We start from the raw sequence: 19,619 nt of genomic DNA on the forward strand, positions 1-19,619 counted from the left end.
ATTACGGTGTCTCTTCTGTGAGCCGCATCGGAGAGCCCATGCCATCGAACGTCGTGCCCGCGGTGCCCGCCGAGGCCGTCACCCCCCTCATCCGCGGTATCGCCGTGCTGCGGCGGCTGACCGAGGCCGACGGGGTGTCCAGCCTGAGCGGTCTCGAACGGGCCACCGGACTCGCACGTTCCACCGTCGACCGGATCACGGCGACCCTCGCGCGCATGGGATACGTACGCCTCGACGGCCGGGACGCCGTACTGGCCCCCCGTCTGATGGAACTCGGCAACGCCTACCTCGCCGCCCTGCGGCTCCCCCGCCTCCTGGACGCGCACGCCGACGCGCTCGCCGACGAACTGGACGAGTCGGTGTCCCTGGCCGTCGGCGACCGGGACGGCATCCGTTTCATCCACCAGGCGACCCGCCGCCGCGCCATGTCCCTGAGCTTCCGCATCGGCGACCTGCTGCCCGCAGAACGCACCGCGCCCGGCTTCCTGTTCGCCACCGAGTGGGGCGAGGAGGAGTGGACGCGCTGGCGCGAACGCCGGGCGGCCGATCCGGAGGACCGCGGGTTTCCCGCCGTACCGGCGCGCAGCCGGCCGCTCACCGACGATTCCCGGCGCGACGAGGAGGAACCGGGCTCCGCACCGGCGCCCGTCTCCCCGCCCGTCCAACTCCCCACTGTCGGCGACGACTTCGAGCAGCGTACGGCCGAGGTCCTGGAGGCCGGGTGGGCGCTGGACGACCAGCTGATCGAGCCGGGCCTGGTCGCGATCGCCCTGCCCGTGCGGGAGGCGGGACGGATCGCGTGTGTGGTGAGCGTGGTGAGCCACACCAGCCGGCACACCGCGGCCGACCTGCGGGACACACTGCTGCCACGGCTGCGGTCGGCCGTGGCGGCGATGGAGCGGGAGCTGCGGGAGGCGCCGCCCGCCGCACCGGGTGCCGCGTCCGGGCTCGCGACCTGGACCGGCGCCTCCAAGCAGGAACTGGGCCGGGAGTTCGTCGAGTCGCTGGCCCGCGGGCTGACCGTGATCACCGCCTTCGGCGAGGGCCGCGCCGAGCTGACCCTCACGGAGGTCGCCCAGGCCACAGGGCTCGCCCGCGCGACCGCCCGGCGTGCCCTGATCACCCTGGAACACCTCGGATACGTCACCACGCACGACCGCGTCTTCCGGCTCACGCCGCGCGTCCTGGGCCTCGGCTTCCCGCCGCTGTCACGGACCACGCTCGCCGGGATCGCGGCCCCTCACCTCACCGAACTCTCCCAGCGGCTGCAGGACTCGGTGTCGCTCGCGGTCCTGGCCGGCGACGAGATCCAGTACACCGGCCGCGTCGCCACCAGCCGCGTCATGAGCGTCAACATCACCGTCGGCACCCGGCTGCCCGCGTACGCGACCTCGCTGGGCCGCGTGATACTGGCGGACCTGCCGGAGCCCCGGCTTCCCGACCTGCTCCCGCTGACCCCGCACACCCTCACCGACCCGGAGAAGCTCAGGGCCGAACTGGACCGCGTACGGGAAGCCGGATACGCCCTGGTCGACGAGGAGCTGGAGGAGGGGCTGCGGTCCATCGCCGTGCCGGTACGCGGGCTCGGCGGGCGGGTCGTGGCCGCGGTGAACGTCGGCATGCACAGCAGCCGCCGCACGGCCGAGGAGTGTGTGCGCGACGTACTGCCGGAACTGCATGCCACGGCGGGTCGGATCGAGGCGGATCTGCGGGTGGCGGGCCGCTTCCGGCGCGTACCCCTCAGCTGAGCTGAACCGCGGCACCCTTCCGGCCGGAGCGACCACGGACCGCCCAGGCCGGCAGCCAGGTGCGGCTGCCGGCCCAGGGCGGGTGGTGCCGGGTTCGCCATCCTCACCGGCCGGGCCGATGAACCCCGTACCGCCGGATCAGGACGCGACCGGTAGGACCGCCGGTCACACCGTGGCGAAGGCCGCCGGGGCCGAGGTCCCGTTCGCTCCGGAGTCCGCGGCGGCCGGGCGCACCATCAGCATCCCGCGCGCGGCCACCTCGTCGTCCTGGGTGAGGGTCACCCGGGTCGGGATGCGGCCGTCGGGCAGCGGGCGGCGGTGTTCGGCGGTGAGGTGGCAGGGGCGGTCGAGCTCGACGTAGCGGCAGAACTCCGCGTTCATGGAGGGCACGATGATGTGCTCGTACCCCGTCGCCAGCTGCGCGGCCTGCCGCATCGCCTCGATGACGCCGCGGCCGGGCATGTGGTCGCTCTGGCTGTCGAAGATGACGGGGTGGCTCCGGTCGGCCCGCAGCAGCCAGCTGCCCGGGGTGCCGGACGGGGCGACGAGCACGTCCTGGGCCCGGGTGCGCCCGACCAGCACCGGCGAGACGGGCGCGGGCAGCGGGGCCGGGTCGGCGGACTCGGGGCGGGCCGGGCGCAGCCTGCTGTAGGCCGCCGGGCTCACGCAGCTCGCGGAGGCGGCGCCGTGGCCGACGCGTACGGCGCCCCGGTAGAGCTCCACCTCGAAGCGGAAGGACGACAGCCGCTTGCCCCGCATCTTCACGTCGTCGAACCGCACGACGGCGGTCGCCGGGGACAGCGGCACACCGGCCCCGAGGACCTCCTCGGGCACTTCGTAGCGCAGGTCCCAGAGAAGGAAGTGCAGATCGGTCGGGGCGTCGTACGCCATGTGCGAGACGACGGCGCCCGCCTGACGGATCGTCTCCGCCATCAGCATCGGATTCTCCCGGCTGCCCGCCACCGGGCTGAACAGGGCGTGGGCGCGGGGCCATCGGGCCGCCATCCGGTACGAGCCATCGGCGCAGGCCTGGAAGTGCGTGAGCAGGACGTCGGAGTCGTCGGCCCGGTGGACGAACTCCCGCGGTATCCGGGCGCCGTCGGCCGCTTCGGCGGCGTGCGACGGGCGGGTGAGCGTGTTGCGGCCGGTGACGCCGGCGGAGCTCATGGCGGTGGTGGCGGCCATGGAGTTGCCGGCCTTGATCGGGGTGGAAACGAGCACGGTCATCTGTGATCCCCCTTCACGAGTAGCCCGTGTGGCTCTCGGGAGCGAGTGTGCCAAAAAAACAGCTTGGGCGGTTTCTTTTTACTCCGAATCCCGGACGCGTCTACGTGATCTACGTCACTTACACCCCGGACAGGGCCCTACGGAATGCGTTATTCCGCCCATCACCGCTCCACTTGAGCTGGAGAAACAAACCGGCGGGTCGGGTAGAGTGGCGAAGACACACTCTGTTAGACGGCGGTTCGGCATGGCGCCGCCCGGCACGAACGCACGTCCCGGAGGGGAAGACATGGCCAAGCAGGCTCGCGCGGTGCAGACCCGGCGCTCGATCGTGGAAGCGGCGGCGCGCGTATTCGCCGACCACGGCTACGAGCGCGCGGCCATCTCGGAGATCCTCCGCAGGGCGAACGTCACCAAGGGCGCCCTGTACTTCCACTTCACCTCGAAGGAATCACTCGCCCAGGCGATCATGGACGAGCAGACCGGCCTGGTGAGCGTGTCGGACCTCGGTACACCCCTCCAGTCGGTCGTCGACATCACGCACCAGTTCGCCTACGCCCTGCGCCACGACCCGCTCGCCCGCGCCGGTACGCGGCTGTCCATCGAGGGCGTGTTCTTCAACGGCACGCATCCGTGGGGCGACTGGTTCGAACTCATCGCCCAGCTGCTGGCCGAGGGGAAGGAGCGGGGCGAGGTGCTCCCCCAGGTCGAGCCGCGGGAGACCGCCGAGTTCGTCGTGGCCTCCTTCACCGGCGTCCAGCTGGTGTCCGAGGCCATCACGCAGCGGGCCGATCTGCGCGAGCGGGTCGCCGTGATGTGGCGTCACATCCTGCCGTCCATCGCCCACCCGGGCACGATCGCCCGCATCCACCCCGAGGGAGTCATCGATCCGGCGGCGGCCCTGTCGGCGAGCACCGGGTCCCCGGCCGGGGTCGCGGCGGGCGGCAGCACCGACTGAGCACTCCGCCGGATATGCGGTTCGTTCGGCGCGGGCCGGCGATGGGAGCCGGTCGCGCCCACGCGGCGGAGCCGCAGGATGCCGGAGCCGCAGGGTGCCACAGCCACGCACCTCTTGCGGGGCGCAGTTTCGCCTCCGACTTCACAGAGTACGAAGGCTTCACGGTCACGGCCGGACCCTGATCCGCGACGGGCTCGACCTCTACGGCGGGACAGCGCCCCCTCGGGGCAGCGCCCCCTCGGGGCAGCGGGGTACGGCGTGATGCGGCGGGCCGGCCCCGGAATCAGCCCGCGAACTCGCCGAGCCCGCCGAACCCACCGAGCCCGTAGGCATCTCCGACCTCGCCCGCCTCTCCGGCCTCCCGGCAGTCCCCGCGCGGTGCCGTGCGCCGACATGCCCGGCCGGTACGGCGAACGCGCAGGCGTCCACCCGTATCCCCGCCGCCCGCATCCCCCCACCCGTGCGCCCGTGACTGGGCGCTGCAAAACCGGGCGAGCGGTTTCCTTTCACCGCCCGACCGACGGGGAACAACCACCTGTCCGTGGTGGATCTTGGCCGGGATGTGCAGGTTGTCGCGATGAAGTGGAGACAATCTTCCCCCACTCCGCCCCATTGACAAACCGAGGGGTTGGTTTCTAGCGTCGTGGGCGTCGGCTGGCGACAGGATCTAGACAGGATCAAGAGGGCACGTGGCGATGAGCGTCTGGACGGTTGCGTCGTGGTGAAGCAGGAGCGGTCCGAGCGCACCAGGGGCAACCTGATACGAGCGGCCGCCACGGTGTTCGACCAGGTCGGATACGAACGCGCCACCCTCATGGTGATCAGCGACCTCGCCACAGTCACCAAGGGCGCACTGTCCTTCCACTTCGCGGCCAAGTCCGATCTCGCCCGCGCCGTCCAGGCCGAGGCCTGCGCCGCCTCCGGCGGTGTCCTCGCGGAGCTGGCCGAGCGCGAGGGCGCGGCCTTCGAGATCGTCGTCGAGATGGTCCAGGCGCTCGTGCGGCTCCTGGAGAGCGATGTGGTGGTCCGCGCGGGGACCCGGCTCGCGGGGGAGCTCGAAACCCCCGACGACCCTTCTCTGCACTGCCAGTTGAACTGGCTGGGCGCGTTGTTCCGGACCCTGCGACGAGCCCGGGTGGACGGGTCCCTGCTTCCCAGCGTCGATGTCCGGGCCGCCGCCGCCGTGATGATGTCGCTCGTGGTCGGGGCCTCCGCGATGACGCGCACCCACTCCGAACTCGCCTTCGGCGATGGAGCGTTCGGGAAGCGGGAGAGCGCGCAGCAATGGCTGGGACGGATGCTTCGAGTCGTGCGGCCGGCGTTGTCCGGGCGGTGACCGGCGTGAGCGGCACCGCCCGGCACACTCAGGAATGCGGCATCGGGAAGGTGTTGAGCTCCTCCTCGCGCAGCGGTGTCCGCCGCCAGCCGAGCCGGACCGCGGTGTCCTGCATGCGCCCGCGGCCGAGCGGCAGATAGGCGGCGGGGGCGACCCCGGCCGTCCCCGGGACGACGACCCGCAGCACCCGCATGCCGGCCGCGGCGGCTTCCGGGGTGGTGAGATCCACGGTCACGACGTCGTACCCGGCGGCGGCGACCCGGCCGACCAGCGCGGACGCGTCGTACCGCGAGCGGTGCGCGGGCTCGGTCCAGTGGCCCTCGGGCAGGTCCCAGGCCCAGGGGGCCGCGCGGTCGGCGGCCCGGCGGTCCAGATACAGCTGTTGCTGGCAGATCTGCTCGACGGCGTCCGAGCCGTCGGCGCGGTAGTCGTCCAGGTAACGGCGGTCACCGCGCCATGACTTGAGCGGTGAGGGCCGGCCCGGGGTGGCCAGACTCGTCGCCGGGTCGTCCAGGACCCGGCAGGTGATCTGCAGGGTGTGCGCCTCGGCGAGCGCCTTGGCCGCGGCCTCCTCCTCGTCCGCGCGGGCGGCACAGCCGTAGGTGAGCCATCCCTCGGCGACGCTGCGCACCCCGGCGGCGATCACCGGAAGGCCGAACTCGTTGTCGATACGGACCAGCCGGGTCTCGAAGGCGTGCTCGGCGCCTTCTCCCAGGGCGCGCAGCCGGTCCGTCGGCGGGAGGGCGGGCAGCGCCGTGGCGTTGGCCCACCACACGGCGACGGCGTCACGTTCGATGACCTCTTCGAGGCCGGAGAGCAGCGCGAAGTCCTCGGTGGGGCCGGCGGCGATGCCACCGATCACGGGGAAGGCGTAGAAGGGTTCGGGGTGGGGGCGCGGCATCTGTGCCCACGCCGTGTAGACCATGAACGCGGGCACCAGGACCGGTTCGCCGTCGACGGCGCTGCGGCCCTCGACCCAGTGTGCGGGAGAGTCGCGCAGGAACGGCTGGAACGGAAAGCCCGCCGTGGCGTACTGGCGGTCCGAGTGGAGCACCAGCGTCCGCGGGTCGAGGGCCCGCAGCCCGCGCCGGGTGAGCTGCTCGTACGAGCCGTGGACCGGGCGTGCGGGAGGGCAGGTGCCGCAGAAGCGTTCCACAGCCTCGCCCTCGGCGGAGCGGACGGCCTGTTCCGGGTTCTCCCAGGAGGTGCCGAAGGACTGCCGTTCGGTCTGCCACGGCAGGCGTTCGGTGACGTCCCGCAGCTCGGACACGGCCAGGTGCAGCCGGGGCGGGGTGCCGCCGTAGCCGGTGAACACCCGTGTTCCGGTGACGACGGCGGACAACGGGCCGGAGCCCGGCTCCGGACGGTGGTTTCCGTCCGGAGCGGGCTTCGGGTGCTGAGTGGTCTGCATTACGCGGCGTACGCCGAGACACAGGTGTTGGGCGCGAACGCCGGGGCACAGGTGTTCGGGGCGAACGCCGGGGCACAGGTGTTGGGCGCGAAGGCCGAGACACAGGTGTTCGGGGCGAACGCCGGGGCACACGTGTTGGGCGTGAACGCCGAGACACAGGTGTTCGGGGCGAAGGCCGCGACGCAGGTGTTGGGGGTGATCCGCTCGCTCATGTGGAGCTCCTCTCGGTGGTGGTGTCCCGTCCGGGAAGGGACGGGGACGGCCGGCGCGACCCGTTGTCGCGTCGGCGCCTCCGCACGGCGGACGCCGTGCGGAAGTTCTCGGGGTGCGGGCCGCTGCCGCGGGCCGTGCGCAGGATCAGGGCGCAGCCGACGCCGGCCGCGACGCCCGCCGCCGCGCACAGCGACCACAGGGCGCCCGGGCCCGCGTGAGCGAGCACCCAGGTACCGCCGGCCGGCCCGATGAACGCGGCGGCGGACCAGGCGGTCCCGTATGCGCCCTGGTAGCGGCCGCGCCGGTGGACCGGGGCCAGTTCGGCGGAGACGGCGCCCGCCAGCGGGGCGTAGAGCATTTCGCCGGCCGTCCAGACGACCACCGTGCCCACGAGCGGCAGCGTGCCCGTCGCCAGGCCGGTGAGCCCGAAGCCGACGCCCACGAGGACGCCTCCGGCGAGCAGTACCGCGGCCCGCGAACGGCCGGAGACCAGCCTGGTGACGGGCAGTTGCAGCAGGACGACGAGCAGCGCGTTCAGCGCCATCAGCAGGCTGAACGTGGCCGCGCTGTGGCCGTGCCCGGTGACGACGACGGGCAGCGCCGCGGCCTTCTGCTCGTACACGGCGGCGAAGACCAGCGTGAGCAGGACGAACAGCAGGAACGGGGCGTCCTTGCGCAGCGGCACGTGGGCGTGGGCCTCCGCGGTGTGCCGCTGTGCGCGGTCCGCCGGGGCCGGGGCAGGGTGCTCGGGCCGGGTCTCGGGGACCTTCGCCAGGACGACCGCGCCGCACAGCAGGGTGGTCGCGGCGTCGGCGAGGAAGAGCTGGGTGTAGCCGTGCTCCACCATCAGACCGGCGAGGACGGCGGAGACCGCGGTGCCGGTGTTGACGGCCCAGTAGTTGTAGGCGAAGGCGCGCGGCCGGTCGGCGGACGGGACCAGATCCGCGAGCGACGCCTGGGCGGCCGGCCGCACCGAGGCGGCCCCGAGCCCCGCGGCGAACGCCGCCGCGCTCACCGCCCCCTGGGCCGTGCTGAGCCCGAGCAGAACCATGCTCACGGCGGTAAGACAGTGGCCGGCGAACATCGTCAGCCGGCGCCCGATCCGGTCGGCGAGGATTCCGCCGGCCGCGGAGCCCGCGATTGCCCCGGCACCGAGCAGCGAGACCACGAAACCCGCGTACGACACGGAATAGCCGCGGGCGTCGGTCAGCGAGAGGGCGAGAATCGGACCCGTGAAAGCGCCCAGCCAGTTGACGAGAATGCTCGTCCAGATCCACCAGTACGCGGCGGGCAGGCCCAGCGGGCCGACGGGCGGGCGGCTGGACGCGGTCGGCGCCGTCACTTCGTCCATGCCTTCCTCCGTATTCGGTATTCGATGTCCGGGTCGGAAAGGATCCTCTTTCCGGCCGCATTGATCCGTCAATGAATCCGACGACAGGAATTCGTCAATCAACTTCAGGGAAATGTGGCGGCGAAAAAGGAATTACAGGTGTGCGTCAGAATTTCCACAAGCCCGTGCGCCGCGGCGGCGGACGGCTGTGCGGGCGCGGTCTGCTTCGGCCGCGGGTTGCCGAGCGCCGGCAGGGCTCCAGGGAGCTGTCGAGTCAGGGGGCGAAGGCGTCGAGGTCCTCGGCCAGGGCGGCGGCGACCTGCTGACGCGCGGAGTCGACGAAGAAGTGGCCGCCCGCGAAGGTGCGCTGCCGGAAGGTCCCGGAGGTGAGGTCCGCCCAGCGCTCCGCGTCAAGGGCGCCGGCCTGCGGGTCGGCGTCGCCGACGTAGGCACTGACGGGGCAGCGCAGCGGCGGCCCTGACCGGTGCCGGTAGGTCTCCAGGGCGGTGTAGTCGGCGCGCAACGCCGGCAGGATCATGGCCTGGATCTCGGGGTCGTCGAGGAGTTCGGGGCTCGTGCCGTCCAGCTGCCTGAGCTCGTCGATGATCCCGGCGTCGGAGCGCAGGCTGACGTCGCGCGGACGGGGCTCCGCGGCGCTGCGGGCGCCCGAGACGACCAGCCCGAGCGGCCCGGCGCCGCCGTCCCGCTCCAGGCGGCGGGCCGTCTCGTACGCGACAAGGGCACCCATGCTGTGGCCGAACAGCACCACCGGTCCCGCGGCTTGGCGCCGAAGGGTGGCGGCGATGTCGTCCGCCAGCGCGTCCACGCTGGTGTACGGCGCTTCCGTACGGCGGTCCTGGCGGCCGGGGTACTGCAGGCTCAGCACTCCGGCGCGGGGGGACAGGGCGGTGGCGAGCGGCCGGTAGGCGCTGGCGCCGCCGCCCGCGTGCGGGAAGCAGACGAGGGTGAGGCCGTGGGCGGGCGCGGGACTGTACTCGCGCACCCACAGCCCGCGTCCGGCGGTGGTCGCCGTCATGCGGTCCTGCCTTTCAGGGAGGGGGCTGGGCTGGGCTGGTCGTTCTGGCTGTTCTGGCTGTTCTGGCTGTTCTGGCTGTTCGGTGCATCGCCGGGCACTTCGATCCGGTAGGTGGTGAACTCCCAGCCGGGCCGCCCCCCTTCGGGCGCCGAGGTGTCGTGGGCGGTGAGCCGTTGACGGCACCCATACCGACTCGGTCCTCGAACCCGTCGAGCAGCGGCAGGACACAAACAAAAAAGGAGGGGCGCGGCCTGTGGCCACGCCCCTCCTGGATCCCTCGGGATCAGAGCCGGATCCCTCGGGATCAGAAATTGATCATGTGCCCGGCCAGCCCGTGCACCGCCTCCTTCACCGCCTCGCCCAGCGTCGGGTGGGCGTGGACGTTGCGGGCGACCTCGTGGACCGTCAGGTCCCACTGCTGGGCCAGGGTCAGCTCCGGCAGGAGTTCGGTGACGTCGGGGCCGATCATGTGGGCGCCGAGGAGTTCGCCGTACTTCGCGTCGCTGATGACCTTCACGAAGCCGGTGGCGTCGCCGAGGCCGTGCGCCTTGCCGTTGGCGGTGAAGGGGAACTTGGCGACCTTGACGTCGAAGCCCTTCTCGCGGGCCTGCGCCTCGGTCCAGCCGAAGCTCGCGACCTGCGGCTGGCAGTACGTGGCGCGCGGGACCATCACGTAGTCCAGCTCCATGGTCTCCGCGTCGGAGATCGTCTCGGCGGCGACCACGCCCATGGCCTCGGCGGTGTGGGCGAGCATCAGCTTCGCGGTGACGTCACCGATGGCGTAGATGTGCGGCACGGAGGTGCGGCAGCGGGCGTCGACGTCGATGGCGCCGCGCTCGGTGAGACGTACGCCCGTGTTCTCCAGGCCGTAGCCGGTGACGTTGGGCGCGAAGCCGATGGCCTGAAGGACCTTGTCCGCTTCGAGCACCTGCTGGTTGCCGTCCTTGCCGGTGACGGTGACGCGCACCTGCGGGCCGGACTCGTCGATCGACTCGACGCGGGTGGAGGTGAGCACGTCGATGCCCAGCTTGCGGTACTGCTTGGCGAGTTCGGCGGAGATCTCCGCGTCCTCCAGGGGCACGACCCGGTCGAGGAACTCGACGATGGTGACCTTCACGCCGTAGTTGTGCAGGACATAGGCGAACTCGATGCCGATCGCGCCCGCGCCGGCGATGACGACGGAGCGCGGCAGGTCCTCGGAGAGGATCTGCTCCTCGTACGTCACCACGCGGTCGCTGCGCCGGGTCCCCGGGAGCAGCCGGGGCGTGGCGCCGGTGGCCACGATGCAGTTGTCGAAGCCGATGGTGCGGGTCGTCCCGTCGGCCTGGGCTATCCGCAGGGTGTTGGCGTCCAGGAAGGTGCCCCGGCCGTCGAACTCGGTGATCTTGTTCTTCTTCATCAGGTAGTGGACGCCCTTGACCCGGCCGTCGGCCACGCGGCGGCTGCGCCGGTACGCCTCGCCGTAGTCGAAGGTCACCTCGCCCTCGGCCTTGATGCCGAAGGTCTTGGCCTCGCGGGTGAAGATATGGGCGAGCTCCGCGTTGCGCAGCAGGGCCTTGGTCGGGATGCAGCCGACGTTCAGGCAGACCCCGCCCCAGTACTTCTCCTCCACCACCGCGACCCGCTTGCCCAGCTGGGCGGCGCGGATGGCGGCGACGTAGCCACCGGGGCCTGCTCCGAGGACGACGACGTCGAAGCGGTCTTCCATGGGGGTTCTGCCTCTCCTGTGCTGGGTGGTGCCGAGTTGTCCCCAGGTGGGGACGGGCACGGCTGATGTCAGCCGACGACCGTCCAAGTGTCGCCGCCGGCCGCAAACGCGGCGAGGCCGCCCTCGCCGTTCCGCTCCGGCCGCGTCTTCACGACACCGCGGACAACGTGTTACGGGCCAGCCGCTGGATGTCCGCGACGAGTTCGGCCTGGCGCAGGACATGTGCGTCGGGCCGGGCGCCGGACGTGACGCCGGACGTCACGGCGGCCGCGAACGCCCGGACCGCGGCCAGGACCTGATCGGCGGGTTCCAGCTCCCGCTGCTCGGTGCCGGACCTCCGCTCCAGGCGGACCACCGGACGGTGGTCGGCGGGGGGTGTGAAGGCCCGGTCGACCGTGAGGCGGCCCTCGCTCCCCCACACCTCGTAGCGGGAGCCGTAGGCGTGGTCGATCCCGAACGTGAGCTGGACGCCGACCCCGCCGGCGGCGGTCAGCAGTGCCGCGCCCGCGATGTCCACGGACCGGCCGGGCGTGCTGTGGAGCGCGGCGTTCAGGACGCGCAGCTCGTCGCCGAGGAAGTGCAGCGCGGCCCGGACCGGGTACACCCCGGTGTCCAGCAGGGCGCCGCCGCCGAGTTCCGCGCTGTGCCGGATGTCCCGGTCGGGCAGCCGGGGGATCGCGAACTCGGCGCGGAACGCGCGGACTTCGCCGATCAGGCCGTCGGCGATCCAGCCGCGCACCGTCTCGTGCTGCGGATGGTGGACGAACATGACGTTCTCCATCAGGACCAGGCCGGACGCCCGGGCCAGTGCCAGCAGCTCGGCGGTGGTCACCGGATCGGTGGTGAGCGGCTTCTCGGCGAGCACATGCTTGCCCGCGCGCAGCGCGGCCTCCGTCCACCGCGCGTGCAGCTCGGCGGGCAGCGGCACGTACACCGCGTCGACGTCGTCCCGCTCAAGGAGTGCGGCGTAGCCGTGCACGGCCCGGGCCCCGTACCGCTGTGCGAGCCTGCGGGCCCGGTCCGTGTCGCGGCTCGCGATCGCGGCGATCTCGACGCCCTCAGCGGCCGCCATGGCGGGCAGCATGCGGCGGCGGGCGATGTCCGCGCAGCCCAGCACGCCGATCCGAAGGGGTGCCATCAGGTGTGTGTCCTCATCGCGTTCAGGCAGGCCAGCAGGGTGCGTCCCTGCACGTTGACGTAGTGGCCGTGCCGGACGAGCGTGGTCAGCTGGGCCGGGGTGACCCAGCGGTAGCCGGGCGGCGGGTCGAGCGGCGCCTCGTCCTCGTCGGCCTCGACGATCAGATAGCGGCTCTCGGCGTTGAGGAACCGGCCGCCCTCCTCGGCGTGCACGGCCTCGTAGCGGATGCGGTCCGCACGCGCGCCCAGCACCAGGTCCAGGAAGGGGGGCCGGTCCGCCTCGCCCAGGTGTGCGTGGTTGCCGGGCGTGTACTGGACGGTGGGGCCCAGCTCGACCGTGTCGAGGAAGCCGCCCTCGACCCGGGCGTGGGCCAGGACGTGCGGCACCCCGTCGATGTGACGGGTCAGGAAGGCGGTGACGCCGCGGCCGACCGGCTCGAACAGCGGCTGGCTCCAGCCGGTGACCTCGCGGCTGCCCGCCTGCACCCGGACCGCCACGACGTCGAAGTAGCGGCCCTCCTCGTGGCTGATGGCCTTCTCGCCGCGCCGCCAGCCGGGCAGACCGGCCAGCGGTACGCGTACGGCGCTCACGTCGTGGCGGGAGCGTTCGGCGGTGAACCAGGACAGCAGCTCCGTGTCGGAGTGCAGGGCACCGTTCGTCTCGTCCGGGAAGGGCGCGCAGGACAGGACGGTGCGCGAGTCCATGTTGATGACGTTGTCCCGGTGCAGGAGCTCGCCGATCTGGCCGAGGGTGAGCCAGCAGAAGTCGTCGTGCAGGGGGACGTCGCCCACCGCCTCGACGATCATGTTGCGGTTGCTCTTGTGGAGGAACCAGGAGCCGTGCTCGGACTGGAGCACGTCGGCGTGGACCCGGCCGCGCCGCGGGTCGGTGAAGTACTCGATGTACTTCACGTCGGCGCCCTTGTGCACCTTCGTGTAGTTGCTGCGGGTCGCCTGCACGGTCGGCGAGAGCTGGAGCAGATTGGGGTTGCCGGGCTCCATCTTGGCCTGCATCAGGAAGTGCAGGACGCCGTCGAACTCCTTGACGAGGATGCCGAGGATGCCGACCTCGGGCTGGCTGATGACGGGCTGGTGCCAGTCGCGTACGGCGCCGTCGCCGGTGGTGACGTGCAGCCCCTGTACGGAGAAGAAGCGCCCGCTGTGGTGCACCAGGTCGCCGGTGTCCTGCTGGAAGAACCAGCCGTCGAGCTCCGCGAACGGAATCCGGTCGACCTCGAAGTGGTGGGCACGGCGGCGCTGTTCGAGCCAGTCCGCGAAGTCCTCGGTGCGCAGCCAGGCACCCGTGGTGGCAGCCGCGGAGCGCGCGATGCGGGACGGCAGCACCGTGTCCTCGCGGGGCTTGAGAGCGAGCCCCAGGGTGAGGGTGCTCATGAGTTGGCCTCCACGAACTCCTTGACCGAGGAGATGACGTAGTCGAGCATCTCGTCGGTCAGCCCCGGGTAGACGCCGACCCAGAAGGTCTGCTCGGTGACGACGTCGCTGTTGGCGAGGTCGCCGACGACGCGGTGCGGCTGGCCGATGTAGGCGGGGTGCCGGGTCAGGTTGCCGGCGAACAGGCGCCGGGTGCCGATCTTGCGGTCCTCCAGGAAGTCGACCAGCGCGGCCCGGGAGAACGGCGCGTCCGGCTGGACGGTGAGGACGAAGCCGAACCAGCTGGGGTCGCTGTTCGGGGTCGCCTCGGGCAGCAGCAGGTGCGGGGTGCCGTCCAGGCCCTCGCGCAGCCGCCGCCAGTTGCGCTTGCGGGCGTCGATGAAATCGTCGAGCTTGGCGAGCTGGGTGAGGCCGAGCGCCGCCTGGAGGTCGGTCGCCTTCAGGTTGTAACCGACGTGCGAGAAGATGTACTTGTGGTCGTACCCGGCCGGCAGGGTGCCCATCTGGTAGTTGAACCGCTTGAGGCACTTGTTGCTCTCGCCCGGCTCGCACCAGCAGTCCCGGCCCCAGTCGCGCAGCGACTCGACGATGCGGGCCAGCGCCAGGTTCGAGGTGAGGACGACGCCGCCCTCGCCCATCGTCAGGTGGTGGGCCGGATAGAAGCTGACCGTCGTGAAGTCGCCGAAGGTGCCGGTGAGCTGTCCGCCGTAGGTGGCGCCGACCGCGTCGCAGTTGTCCTCGATGAGGAACAGGTTGTGGTCCTCGGCGAGCTGGGCGATCTCGGCGACCTCGAAGGGGTTGCCGAGCGCGTGCGCGATGATGATGGCGCGGGTCTTCGGGCCGATGGCCGCGGCGACCCGGTCCGCCGTGGTGTTGTAGGTGCCGAGTTCGATGTCGACGAAGACCGGGACGAGACCGTTCTGCAGGATCGGGTTGACGGTGGTGGGGAAGCCCGCCGCGACCGTGATCACCTCGTCGCCGGGGCGCAGCCTGGTGTCCTCCAGCAGGTGCGAGGTGAGCGCGGTGGTCGCGAGCAGGTTGGCCGAGGAGCCGGAGTTGGTCAGGTGGGCCTTGCGGCGCTTCATCCGGCGCGCGAACCGGGACTCGAACATGCGTGAGCTGCGCCCCGCCGCGATCCGCAGGTCCAGGGCGGCCTCCACCAGCGCCACCCGGTCCTCCTCGTCCAGCACGGCGCCGGACGGCCAGATCTCGGTGGTGCCGGGGATGAATCCGTCGTCTGCGAGGGTGTCGCGGTGGTACTTGCGGACCTCGTCCAGAACCAGTTCCTTGTGGACGCTCATCGTCGCCTTTCCTGCCTGTTTGTCGCTGATGGGGTTCACACGGCTGCGAGCAGGTCTCGCAGCGATTCGTCCAGCTCGCGCCGGGGCCGCCAGCTCAGCAAGCGTCCGGCGAGTGCGATGTCGGTCTGCTGCCACTCGGGGGCGGCGCGCGTCCCGTCCGGGGCCTCCTGCTCCACGAGCCGCACCGGGAGTCCGCTGAGGGTGACCATCCGGTCCACCAGGCGGCGCACCGGAACGGCCTCGCCACGGCCGACGTTGACGATCCGGCCGGAGGCCGCACCCCGGTCGGCGCCGGCCGCCGCGACGACCGCGTCGGCCACGTCGCGTACGTCGACGAAGTCGCGCCGGGCCCGCAACGGGGACAGCCGCAGTTCGCCCGCGGGGTCCCTACGGTCGGCCTGGCGGGCCAGTTCGACGGCCACCTTGCCGAGCAGGCTCTCGGGCGGCGCGCCGGGACCGCACGCGTTGGCCACGCGGACGACGACCGCGTCCAGTCCCTCCCGTGCGGCGCCGAGCACCCACCGGGTGCCGCTCAGCTTGGTGCGGCCGTAGGTGCCGGTGGGGGCCGGCTCGCGGTCCTCGGTGAGCGGGACGCCGGCCGGGGCCGGGCCGTACTCGTGCACGCTGCCGAGCTGGACCAGCCGTACGGGCCAGGGCAGTTGGGACAGGGCCGCGACGAGGCGGCGCACGAACGCGTCATTGAGTTCGCGCATCCGCCGCTCGTCGGCCTGCCACACGGTGCCCGCGGCGTTCACCACCACGTCGGGCCGGTGCGCCGCGAGGAAGGCGGCCAGCTCTCCCGTCGTGGCGGCGGCGAGGTCGAGGGCGGCCCGGCGCCCCGCGGCTCCCGGTGGCGCGCTCCGCGACACCCGCAGCACCCGGTCGCCCGCGGCCTCGAAGGCGTCGGCGATATGACGCCCCAGGAAGCCGGTGGCGCCGAGCACCACGACGTCGCGGCCCCTCACGCCTGCCCCGCCCGGTCCTTGCCGGCCTTCCACCACTGCGGGTTGTCGCGGTACCAGGTGACGGTGTCGGCCAGGCCCCGCTCGAAGGGAATGCGCGGCGCGTAGCCGAGCTCGGTGCGGATCTTGGTCTCGTCGAGCGAGTAGCGCCGGTCGTGTCCCAGCCGGTCGGCGACCGGGCGGACCGCCGACCAGTCGGCCCCGCACAGGTCCAGCAGCCGCTCGGTGATGTCGCGGTTGGTCTGCTCGTTGCCGCCGCCCACGTTGTAGATCTCGCCGGCCCGGCCCCGGGTCAGCACGAGCTGGATGGCCCGGCAGTGGTCGTCCACGTGCAGCCACTCCCGCACATTGGCGCCGTCGCCGTACAACGGCAGCGGACGGCCCTCCAGGAGGTTGGTGACGAACAGCGGGATGAGCTTCTCGGGGTGCTGGTGGGGCCCGTAGTTGTTGGAGCAGCGGGTGATCGACAGATCGACGCCGTGGGTGCGCCAGTAGGAGCGGGCGATCAGGTCGGAGGCCGCCTTGGAGGCCGCGTACGGGGAGTTGGGCAGCAGCGGCCACTCCTCGGTCCACGAGCCCTCGTCGATCGTCCCGTACACCTCGTCGGTGGAGACGTGCACGACCCGCGGCACACCGGTGCGCAGGCAGGCCTCCAGCAGTGCCTGGGTACCGCCCACGTTGGTGCGGACGAAGTCCGCGGCGAACTCCAGGGACCGGTCCACATGGGACTCGGCCGCGAAGTGCACCACGGCGTCGTGCCCGGGCAGCAGGTCCAGCAGCAGGGGCAGGTCGCAGACGCTGCCCTCGACGAAGTCCAGCCGCGGGTGGTGGAGCGGGAGGTTGTCGCGGTTGCCCGCGTAGCTCAGTTTGTCCAGGACGGTGACGCGGGCGTCCGCGAACCCCTCGTACTCGTCGTATCCGCCGTCCAGCAGGGTGCGCGCGTAGTGCGAGCCGATGAAGCCGGCGCCGCCGGTGACCAGGATCCTCATGCCGCGACCTCGATCGTGGTGTGGTCGCCGACGACCAGCCGGTGGTGCGGGGTGCGCCCGTCGGCGGGGCCGATGATGGCCATGCGGCCGATGAGCGAGCCGTGCAGACCGCGCACATCGGTGACGGTCGCGCCTTCGAGGGCGATGGAGAAGTCGAGGTGGGTGCGGCGCAGCACGCAGTCGCGGCCGATGGAGGTGTCCGGGCCGATGTGGCTGTGCTCGACCAGGGTGCCGGCGCCGATGATGGCCGGTCCCACGATGTGCGAGCCGATCACCTGGGCGCCCTCCTCGACGACGACCGGCCCGATCAGGACGCTGGCCTCGTCGACCTGGCCGCGCACGGAGTGCGTCAGCCCGTCCAGGAGCTTGCGGTTGCAGTCCAGGACGTCGTCGGCGCGGCCGGTGTCCTTCCAGTAGCCGTCGTACGTGCTGGCGGTGACCTGGTCGCCCCGGGTGACCAGCCACTGGATGGCGTCGGTGATCTCCAGCTCGCCGCGGGCGCTGGGGCTGATCGCGGCCACCGCCTCGTGGATGGCGGGCGTGAAGAAGTACACGCCGACGAGGGCGAGGTCGCTGCGCGGATGTTCCGGCTTTTCCACGAGCCGTTCGACGCGGCCGTCCTGGCCGAGTTCCGCGACACCGAAGGCGCGCGGATCGGCCACCTTGTGCACCACGATCTGGGCCGCGGGCCGCTGCTCGGCGAATTCCCGTGCGATGGCCTCGACGCCGTCCGGCAGCATGTTGTCGCCGAGGTACATGACGAAGTCGTCGTCGCCCAGGAATTCCTGGGCCAGCGAGACACAGTGGGCGAGGCCCAGCGGTTCCTCCTGCTGAATGTACGTGATGCGCAGCCCGAGCCGGGCGCCGTCGCCGATGACCGCGCTGATCTGCGCCGCACGGTCGCCGACGATGATCCCGACCTCGGTGACACCCAGGTTCCGCACATTCTCCAGAACGTGCTCGAGAACCGGCTTGTTGGCTATCGGGATGAGCTGCTTCGGCATGGAATAGCTGAAGGGCCGCAGACGGGTCCCCGACCCGCCCGACAACACCAGAGCTTTCATGGCAGATTCTTCCTCTCGCCCCGATTCCGGGGACGTTGCCGAAAATTCTTCTTCGATGGGCGGACGCGGGGGAAGGCGGATCCCTACAGATTCCGGTGAGTTTTCGTCTCGCCTCCGCGCTCCGTGACAAGTGGTTCAAAGGAGCGTCAGAAAACGGAAAGTTCTCAGTCGGTGCCGCGGAAGATGTGCCGGTCGGGAACGTCGCGTTCCTCGCCCGCGAGCAGCGCCGGCCGCTCGGTGCCGGGTTCGGCCGACGCGTGCCCGTCCTCCTCCTGGAGGCTGGGTTTCTCCAGGAGGCCGGGGGTCATCCGCGTACTCCTTGCGCGGTCCACAGCACGCTCACGGTCAGCTCCGCGATGCGCCAGCCCCCGGGGGTGCGCTCGGCCCGTACGTCGTAGTGGGCGCCGCCGGTGAACAGCGGGGCGGAGTCGTCGAGCGGGATGTGTATGGCGTGGAGGTTGGCGTGTGCCGTGGCGTGGTCGCCGTCGATGTCGACGGCACAGTTGGTGGCGTAGTGCTGGTTGCCCGCGAAGAACGCCTTGGGGGCGGCCAGGAACTCGGGCAGCCCGGTGATGCCCGCGTGGGTGCCGTTGGGCAGGTTCAGCCGGACCTGCTCGGTGAGCAGCGTGCGGTACCAGGCCTCGGTCAACGGGCCCGGGTTGTCGAGTCCGTGGACGAACCGGTCGACCAGGGAGGTCAGTTGGGCCTGGTCCTCCAGGGCGCTCAGCCGCTCCTCCAGTGCGGCGAGCCGGGTGGCCGACGCGGTGTCCGCGGCGGCCGGGAGCGGCGGGGCGGCCGCGGGAGTCGAGGTGAACGAAGCCATGGGGTCTCCTTGTCACGTCTTTTTCGGTCGTCTTCTACGTCTTCTCGGCTACGTCTTCTTGGCGCGGCCCGCGTCGGGCGTGCGGAGGGCGGGCGGGGCCGCGTCGCGGGCCAGCAGGCACTCCTCCAGGAAGCCCAGGACCCGCAGGTGGTAGGTGCGGGCCGCCCAGCCGAGGCTGATGTTGTGGCCGGCGTCGGGAAGTTGGTCGACCGTCACCTTCGGCGCGGCCAGCGGGCGGCGCAGCTCGGCGACGGCGGCTTCGTCGAAGCGCCACCACCGCTCCTGCTCGGCGAAGGTGAACCGGACCGGGACCCGGATCCGGGCGGCGAGCGACGGGTACACGCGCGGCCAGGCCAGTGCCTCGCGCACCTCGGCGGCGGGAACGGCCGACACCAGCGCGCGGCCGAGCCGGAAGGCGTCCGGCGGATACAGCCGCAGGGCGCCCCAGTGCCGCCGCCAGTCGCCGTGCCCGGCGAGCCCGGGCAGCTGGTCGGCGGTGACGGCGAGCCGGGTGCCGATCCCGGAGACGTCCACCCCGAGCAGCTCGGTGCCGTCCTCGTGGGCGGCGGTGGCCAGCGCCAGTTTGCCGCCGTTGGAGTGGCCGACGACGAAGAACCCGGCGCCGACGGAATGGGTGCGGGCGAAGGCGGCCAGCGCGGCGTGCAGGACACGCGCCTGCTCGGCCAGCGGTAGCCCCTCCGGCAGCCGGTCCGCCGACAGGCCGTAGCCGGGGCGGTCCACGGACAGCACGGTGTAGCCGAGCCCGGCCCCGGTGGCCAGCAGCGACAGCCCCGCGCAGGCCCGGCTGTCGAAGTAGCCGGCGCGCATTCCGCTGCCGTGCACGGCGACCACCACGGCGCGCGGCGGGTGCCCCGCCGGCTCGGCGAGCAGCCCGGAGAGCTGGACGCCGTCGGCGTCCAGGACGATGTCGTGAGCGGCGGCGGGGGCCGCGACGGCGGAGTGCCGTTCGGGTGCGAGCAGTTCACT

General features: G+C 71.9%; 17 protein-coding genes and 1 pseudogene. 3 read left to right on the forward strand and 15 right to left on the reverse strand.

Annotation, left to right across the window (positions count from 1 at the left end):
• Positions 1-38: 38 nt before the first annotated feature.
• Positions 39-1,748 (forward strand): IclR family transcriptional regulator C-terminal domain-containing protein, encoded by a 1,710-nt coding sequence (locus tag AB5J50_RS21825; RefSeq protein ID WP_369260100.1) that lies wholly within the window; start codon positions 39-41, stop codon positions 1,746-1,748.
• 165 nt (positions 1,749-1,913) lie between these two features.
• Here the strand turns inward: AB5J50_RS21825 and AB5J50_RS21830 are convergent, their stop codons facing one another.
• Positions 1,914-2,975 carry a ScbA/BarX family gamma-butyrolactone biosynthesis protein gene (locus tag AB5J50_RS21830; protein ID WP_369260101.1) on the reverse strand — a complete coding sequence of 354 codons (1,062 nt, stop codon included), beginning with the start codon at positions 2,973-2,975 and terminating at the stop codon, positions 1,914-1,916.
• Positions 2,976-3,261: 286 nt separating this feature from the next.
• Here AB5J50_RS21830 and AB5J50_RS21835 point away from each other — a divergent pair.
• Positions 3,262-3,870: pseudogene (locus AB5J50_RS21835) on the forward strand (ScbR family autoregulator-binding transcription factor); the annotation flags it as partial.
• 778 nt (positions 3,871-4,648) lie between these two features.
• Positions 4,649-5,266, forward strand: coding sequence for a ScbR family autoregulator-binding transcription factor (locus AB5J50_RS21840; protein ID WP_369260102.1), 618 nt, complete (start codon positions 4,649-4,651; stop codon positions 5,264-5,266).
• A gap of 28 nt (positions 5,267-5,294) precedes the next feature.
• Here AB5J50_RS21840 and AB5J50_RS21845 read toward each other — a convergent pair whose 3' ends face one another.
• The 14 genes from AB5J50_RS21845 to AB5J50_RS21910 all read right to left on the reverse strand — a co-directional run bounded on the left by AB5J50_RS21845 (position 5,295) and on the right by AB5J50_RS21910 (position 19,613).
• The gene (locus AB5J50_RS21845) at positions 5,295-6,677 is read right to left on the reverse strand and encodes a YcaO-like family protein (RefSeq protein WP_369260103.1); all 1,383 of its coding nucleotides are present in this window, start codon (positions 6,675-6,677) and stop codon (positions 5,295-5,297) included.
• Positions 6,677-6,889 carry a hypothetical protein gene (locus AB5J50_RS21850; protein ID WP_327429422.1) on the reverse strand — a complete coding sequence of 71 codons (213 nt, stop codon included), beginning with the start codon at positions 6,887-6,889 and terminating at the stop codon, positions 6,677-6,679. Before AB5J50_RS21850 ends, AB5J50_RS21845 begins: the two co-directional genes overlap by 1 nt.
• Positions 6,886-8,241 carry an MFS transporter gene (locus AB5J50_RS21855; protein WP_369260104.1) on the reverse strand — a complete coding sequence of 452 codons (1,356 nt, stop codon included), beginning with the start codon at positions 8,239-8,241 and terminating at the stop codon, positions 6,886-6,888. Before AB5J50_RS21855 ends, AB5J50_RS21850 begins: the two co-directional genes overlap by 4 nt.
• A 253-nt stretch (positions 8,242-8,494) precedes the next feature.
• Positions 8,495-9,256: a thioesterase II family protein gene (locus tag AB5J50_RS21860; protein ID WP_369260105.1), complete on the reverse strand. Its 762-nt coding sequence runs from the start codon at positions 9,254-9,256 to the stop codon at positions 8,495-8,497.
• 304 nt (positions 9,257-9,560) lie between these two features.
• Positions 9,561-10,964 (reverse strand): dihydrolipoyl dehydrogenase, encoded by a 1,404-nt coding sequence (gene lpdA, locus AB5J50_RS21865; protein WP_369260106.1) that lies wholly within the window; start codon positions 10,962-10,964, stop codon positions 9,561-9,563.
• A gap of 148 nt (positions 10,965-11,112) precedes the next feature.
• The gene (locus AB5J50_RS21870) at positions 11,113-12,102 is read right to left on the reverse strand and encodes a Gfo/Idh/MocA family protein (RefSeq protein ID WP_369260107.1); all 990 of its coding nucleotides are present in this window, start codon (positions 12,100-12,102) and stop codon (positions 11,113-11,115) included.
• Positions 12,102-13,493, reverse strand: coding sequence for an NDP-hexose 2,3-dehydratase family protein (locus AB5J50_RS21875; protein ID WP_369260108.1), 1,392 nt, complete (start codon positions 13,491-13,493; stop codon positions 12,102-12,104). Before AB5J50_RS21875 ends, AB5J50_RS21870 begins: the two co-directional genes overlap by 1 nt.
• The gene (gene rfbH, locus AB5J50_RS21880) at positions 13,490-14,794 is read right to left on the reverse strand and encodes a lipopolysaccharide biosynthesis protein RfbH (RefSeq protein ID WP_330305214.1); all 1,305 of its coding nucleotides are present in this window, start codon (positions 14,792-14,794) and stop codon (positions 13,490-13,492) included. Before rfbH ends, AB5J50_RS21875 begins: the two co-directional genes overlap by 4 nt.
• A 35-nt stretch (positions 14,795-14,829) precedes the next feature.
• Positions 14,830-15,759, reverse strand: a complete 930-nt coding sequence (locus tag AB5J50_RS21885; RefSeq protein WP_369260109.1) for an NAD-dependent epimerase/dehydratase family protein — start codon at positions 15,757-15,759, stop codon at positions 14,830-14,832.
• A complete protein-coding gene (rfbB, locus tag AB5J50_RS21890) occupies positions 15,756-16,745 on the reverse strand; it encodes a dTDP-glucose 4,6-dehydratase (RefSeq protein ID WP_327429430.1) in 990 nt (329 codons plus the stop codon). The genes AB5J50_RS21885 and rfbB overlap by 4 nt, the downstream gene beginning before the upstream one ends.
• Positions 16,742-17,809 carry a glucose-1-phosphate thymidylyltransferase gene (locus AB5J50_RS21895; protein ID WP_369260110.1) on the reverse strand — a complete coding sequence of 356 codons (1,068 nt, stop codon included), beginning with the start codon at positions 17,807-17,809 and terminating at the stop codon, positions 16,742-16,744. The genes rfbB and AB5J50_RS21895 overlap by 4 nt, the downstream gene beginning before the upstream one ends.
• 164 nt (positions 17,810-17,973) lie before the next feature.
• The gene (locus AB5J50_RS21900) at positions 17,974-18,117 is read right to left on the reverse strand and encodes a hypothetical protein (protein WP_369260111.1); all 144 of its coding nucleotides are present in this window, start codon (positions 18,115-18,117) and stop codon (positions 17,974-17,976) included.
• Positions 18,114-18,632: a nuclear transport factor 2 family protein gene (locus tag AB5J50_RS21905; RefSeq protein WP_369260112.1), complete on the reverse strand. Its 519-nt coding sequence runs from the start codon at positions 18,630-18,632 to the stop codon at positions 18,114-18,116. The genes AB5J50_RS21900 and AB5J50_RS21905 overlap by 4 nt, the downstream gene beginning before the upstream one ends.
• A gap of 48 nt (positions 18,633-18,680) precedes the next feature.
• Positions 18,681-19,613 carry an alpha/beta hydrolase family protein gene (locus AB5J50_RS21910; RefSeq protein ID WP_369265476.1) on the reverse strand — a complete coding sequence of 311 codons (933 nt, stop codon included), beginning with the start codon at positions 19,611-19,613 and terminating at the stop codon, positions 18,681-18,683.
• Between the last annotated feature and the right edge of the window lie 6 nt (positions 19,614-19,619).

Source organism: Streptomyces sp. R35 (assembly GCF_041053035.1).
GTDB lineage: Bacteria > Actinomycetota > Actinomycetes > Streptomycetales > Streptomycetaceae > Streptomyces > Streptomyces lutosisoli.

Excerpts from the sequence above, each read along its gene's own strand:
- AB5J50_RS21825 (WP_369260100.1), top strand. The coding sequence starts at position 39 with ATGCCATCGAACGTCGTGCCCGCGGTGCCCGCCGAGGCCGTCACCCCC.
- AB5J50_RS21830 (WP_369260101.1), bottom strand. The coding sequence starts at position 2,975 with ATGACCGTGCTCGTTTCCACCCCGATCAAGGCCGGCAACTCCATGGCC.
- AB5J50_RS21845 (WP_369260103.1), bottom strand. The coding sequence starts at position 6,677 with ATGCAGACCACTCAGCACCCGAAGCCCGCTCCGGACGGAAACCACCGT.
- AB5J50_RS21850 (WP_327429422.1), bottom strand. The coding sequence starts at position 6,889 with ATGAGCGAGCGGATCACCCCCAACACCTGCGTCGCGGCCTTCGCCCCG.
- AB5J50_RS21855 (WP_369260104.1), bottom strand. The coding sequence starts at position 8,241 with ATGGACGAAGTGACGGCGCCGACCGCGTCCAGCCGCCCGCCCGTCGGC.
- AB5J50_RS21860 (WP_369260105.1), bottom strand. The coding sequence starts at position 9,256 with ATGACGGCGACCACCGCCGGACGCGGGCTGTGGGTGCGCGAGTACAGT.
- lpdA (WP_369260106.1), bottom strand. The coding sequence starts at position 10,964 with ATGGAAGACCGCTTCGACGTCGTCGTCCTCGGAGCAGGCCCCGGTGGC.
- AB5J50_RS21870 (WP_369260107.1), bottom strand. The coding sequence starts at position 12,102 with ATGGCACCCCTTCGGATCGGCGTGCTGGGCTGCGCGGACATCGCCCGC.
- AB5J50_RS21875 (WP_369260108.1), bottom strand. The coding sequence starts at position 13,493 with ATGAGCACCCTCACCCTGGGGCTCGCTCTCAAGCCCCGCGAGGACACG.
- rfbH (WP_330305214.1), bottom strand. The coding sequence starts at position 14,794 with ATGAGCGTCCACAAGGAACTGGTTCTGGACGAGGTCCGCAAGTACCAC.
- rfbB (WP_327429430.1), bottom strand. The coding sequence starts at position 16,745 with ATGAGGATCCTGGTCACCGGCGGCGCCGGCTTCATCGGCTCGCACTAC.
- AB5J50_RS21895 (WP_369260110.1), bottom strand. The coding sequence starts at position 17,809 with ATGAAAGCTCTGGTGTTGTCGGGCGGGTCGGGGACCCGTCTGCGGCCC.
- AB5J50_RS21900 (WP_369260111.1), bottom strand. The coding sequence starts at position 18,117 with ATGACCCCCGGCCTCCTGGAGAAACCCAGCCTCCAGGAGGAGGACGGG.
- AB5J50_RS21905 (WP_369260112.1), bottom strand. The coding sequence starts at position 18,632 with ATGGCTTCGTTCACCTCGACTCCCGCGGCCGCCCCGCCGCTCCCGGCC.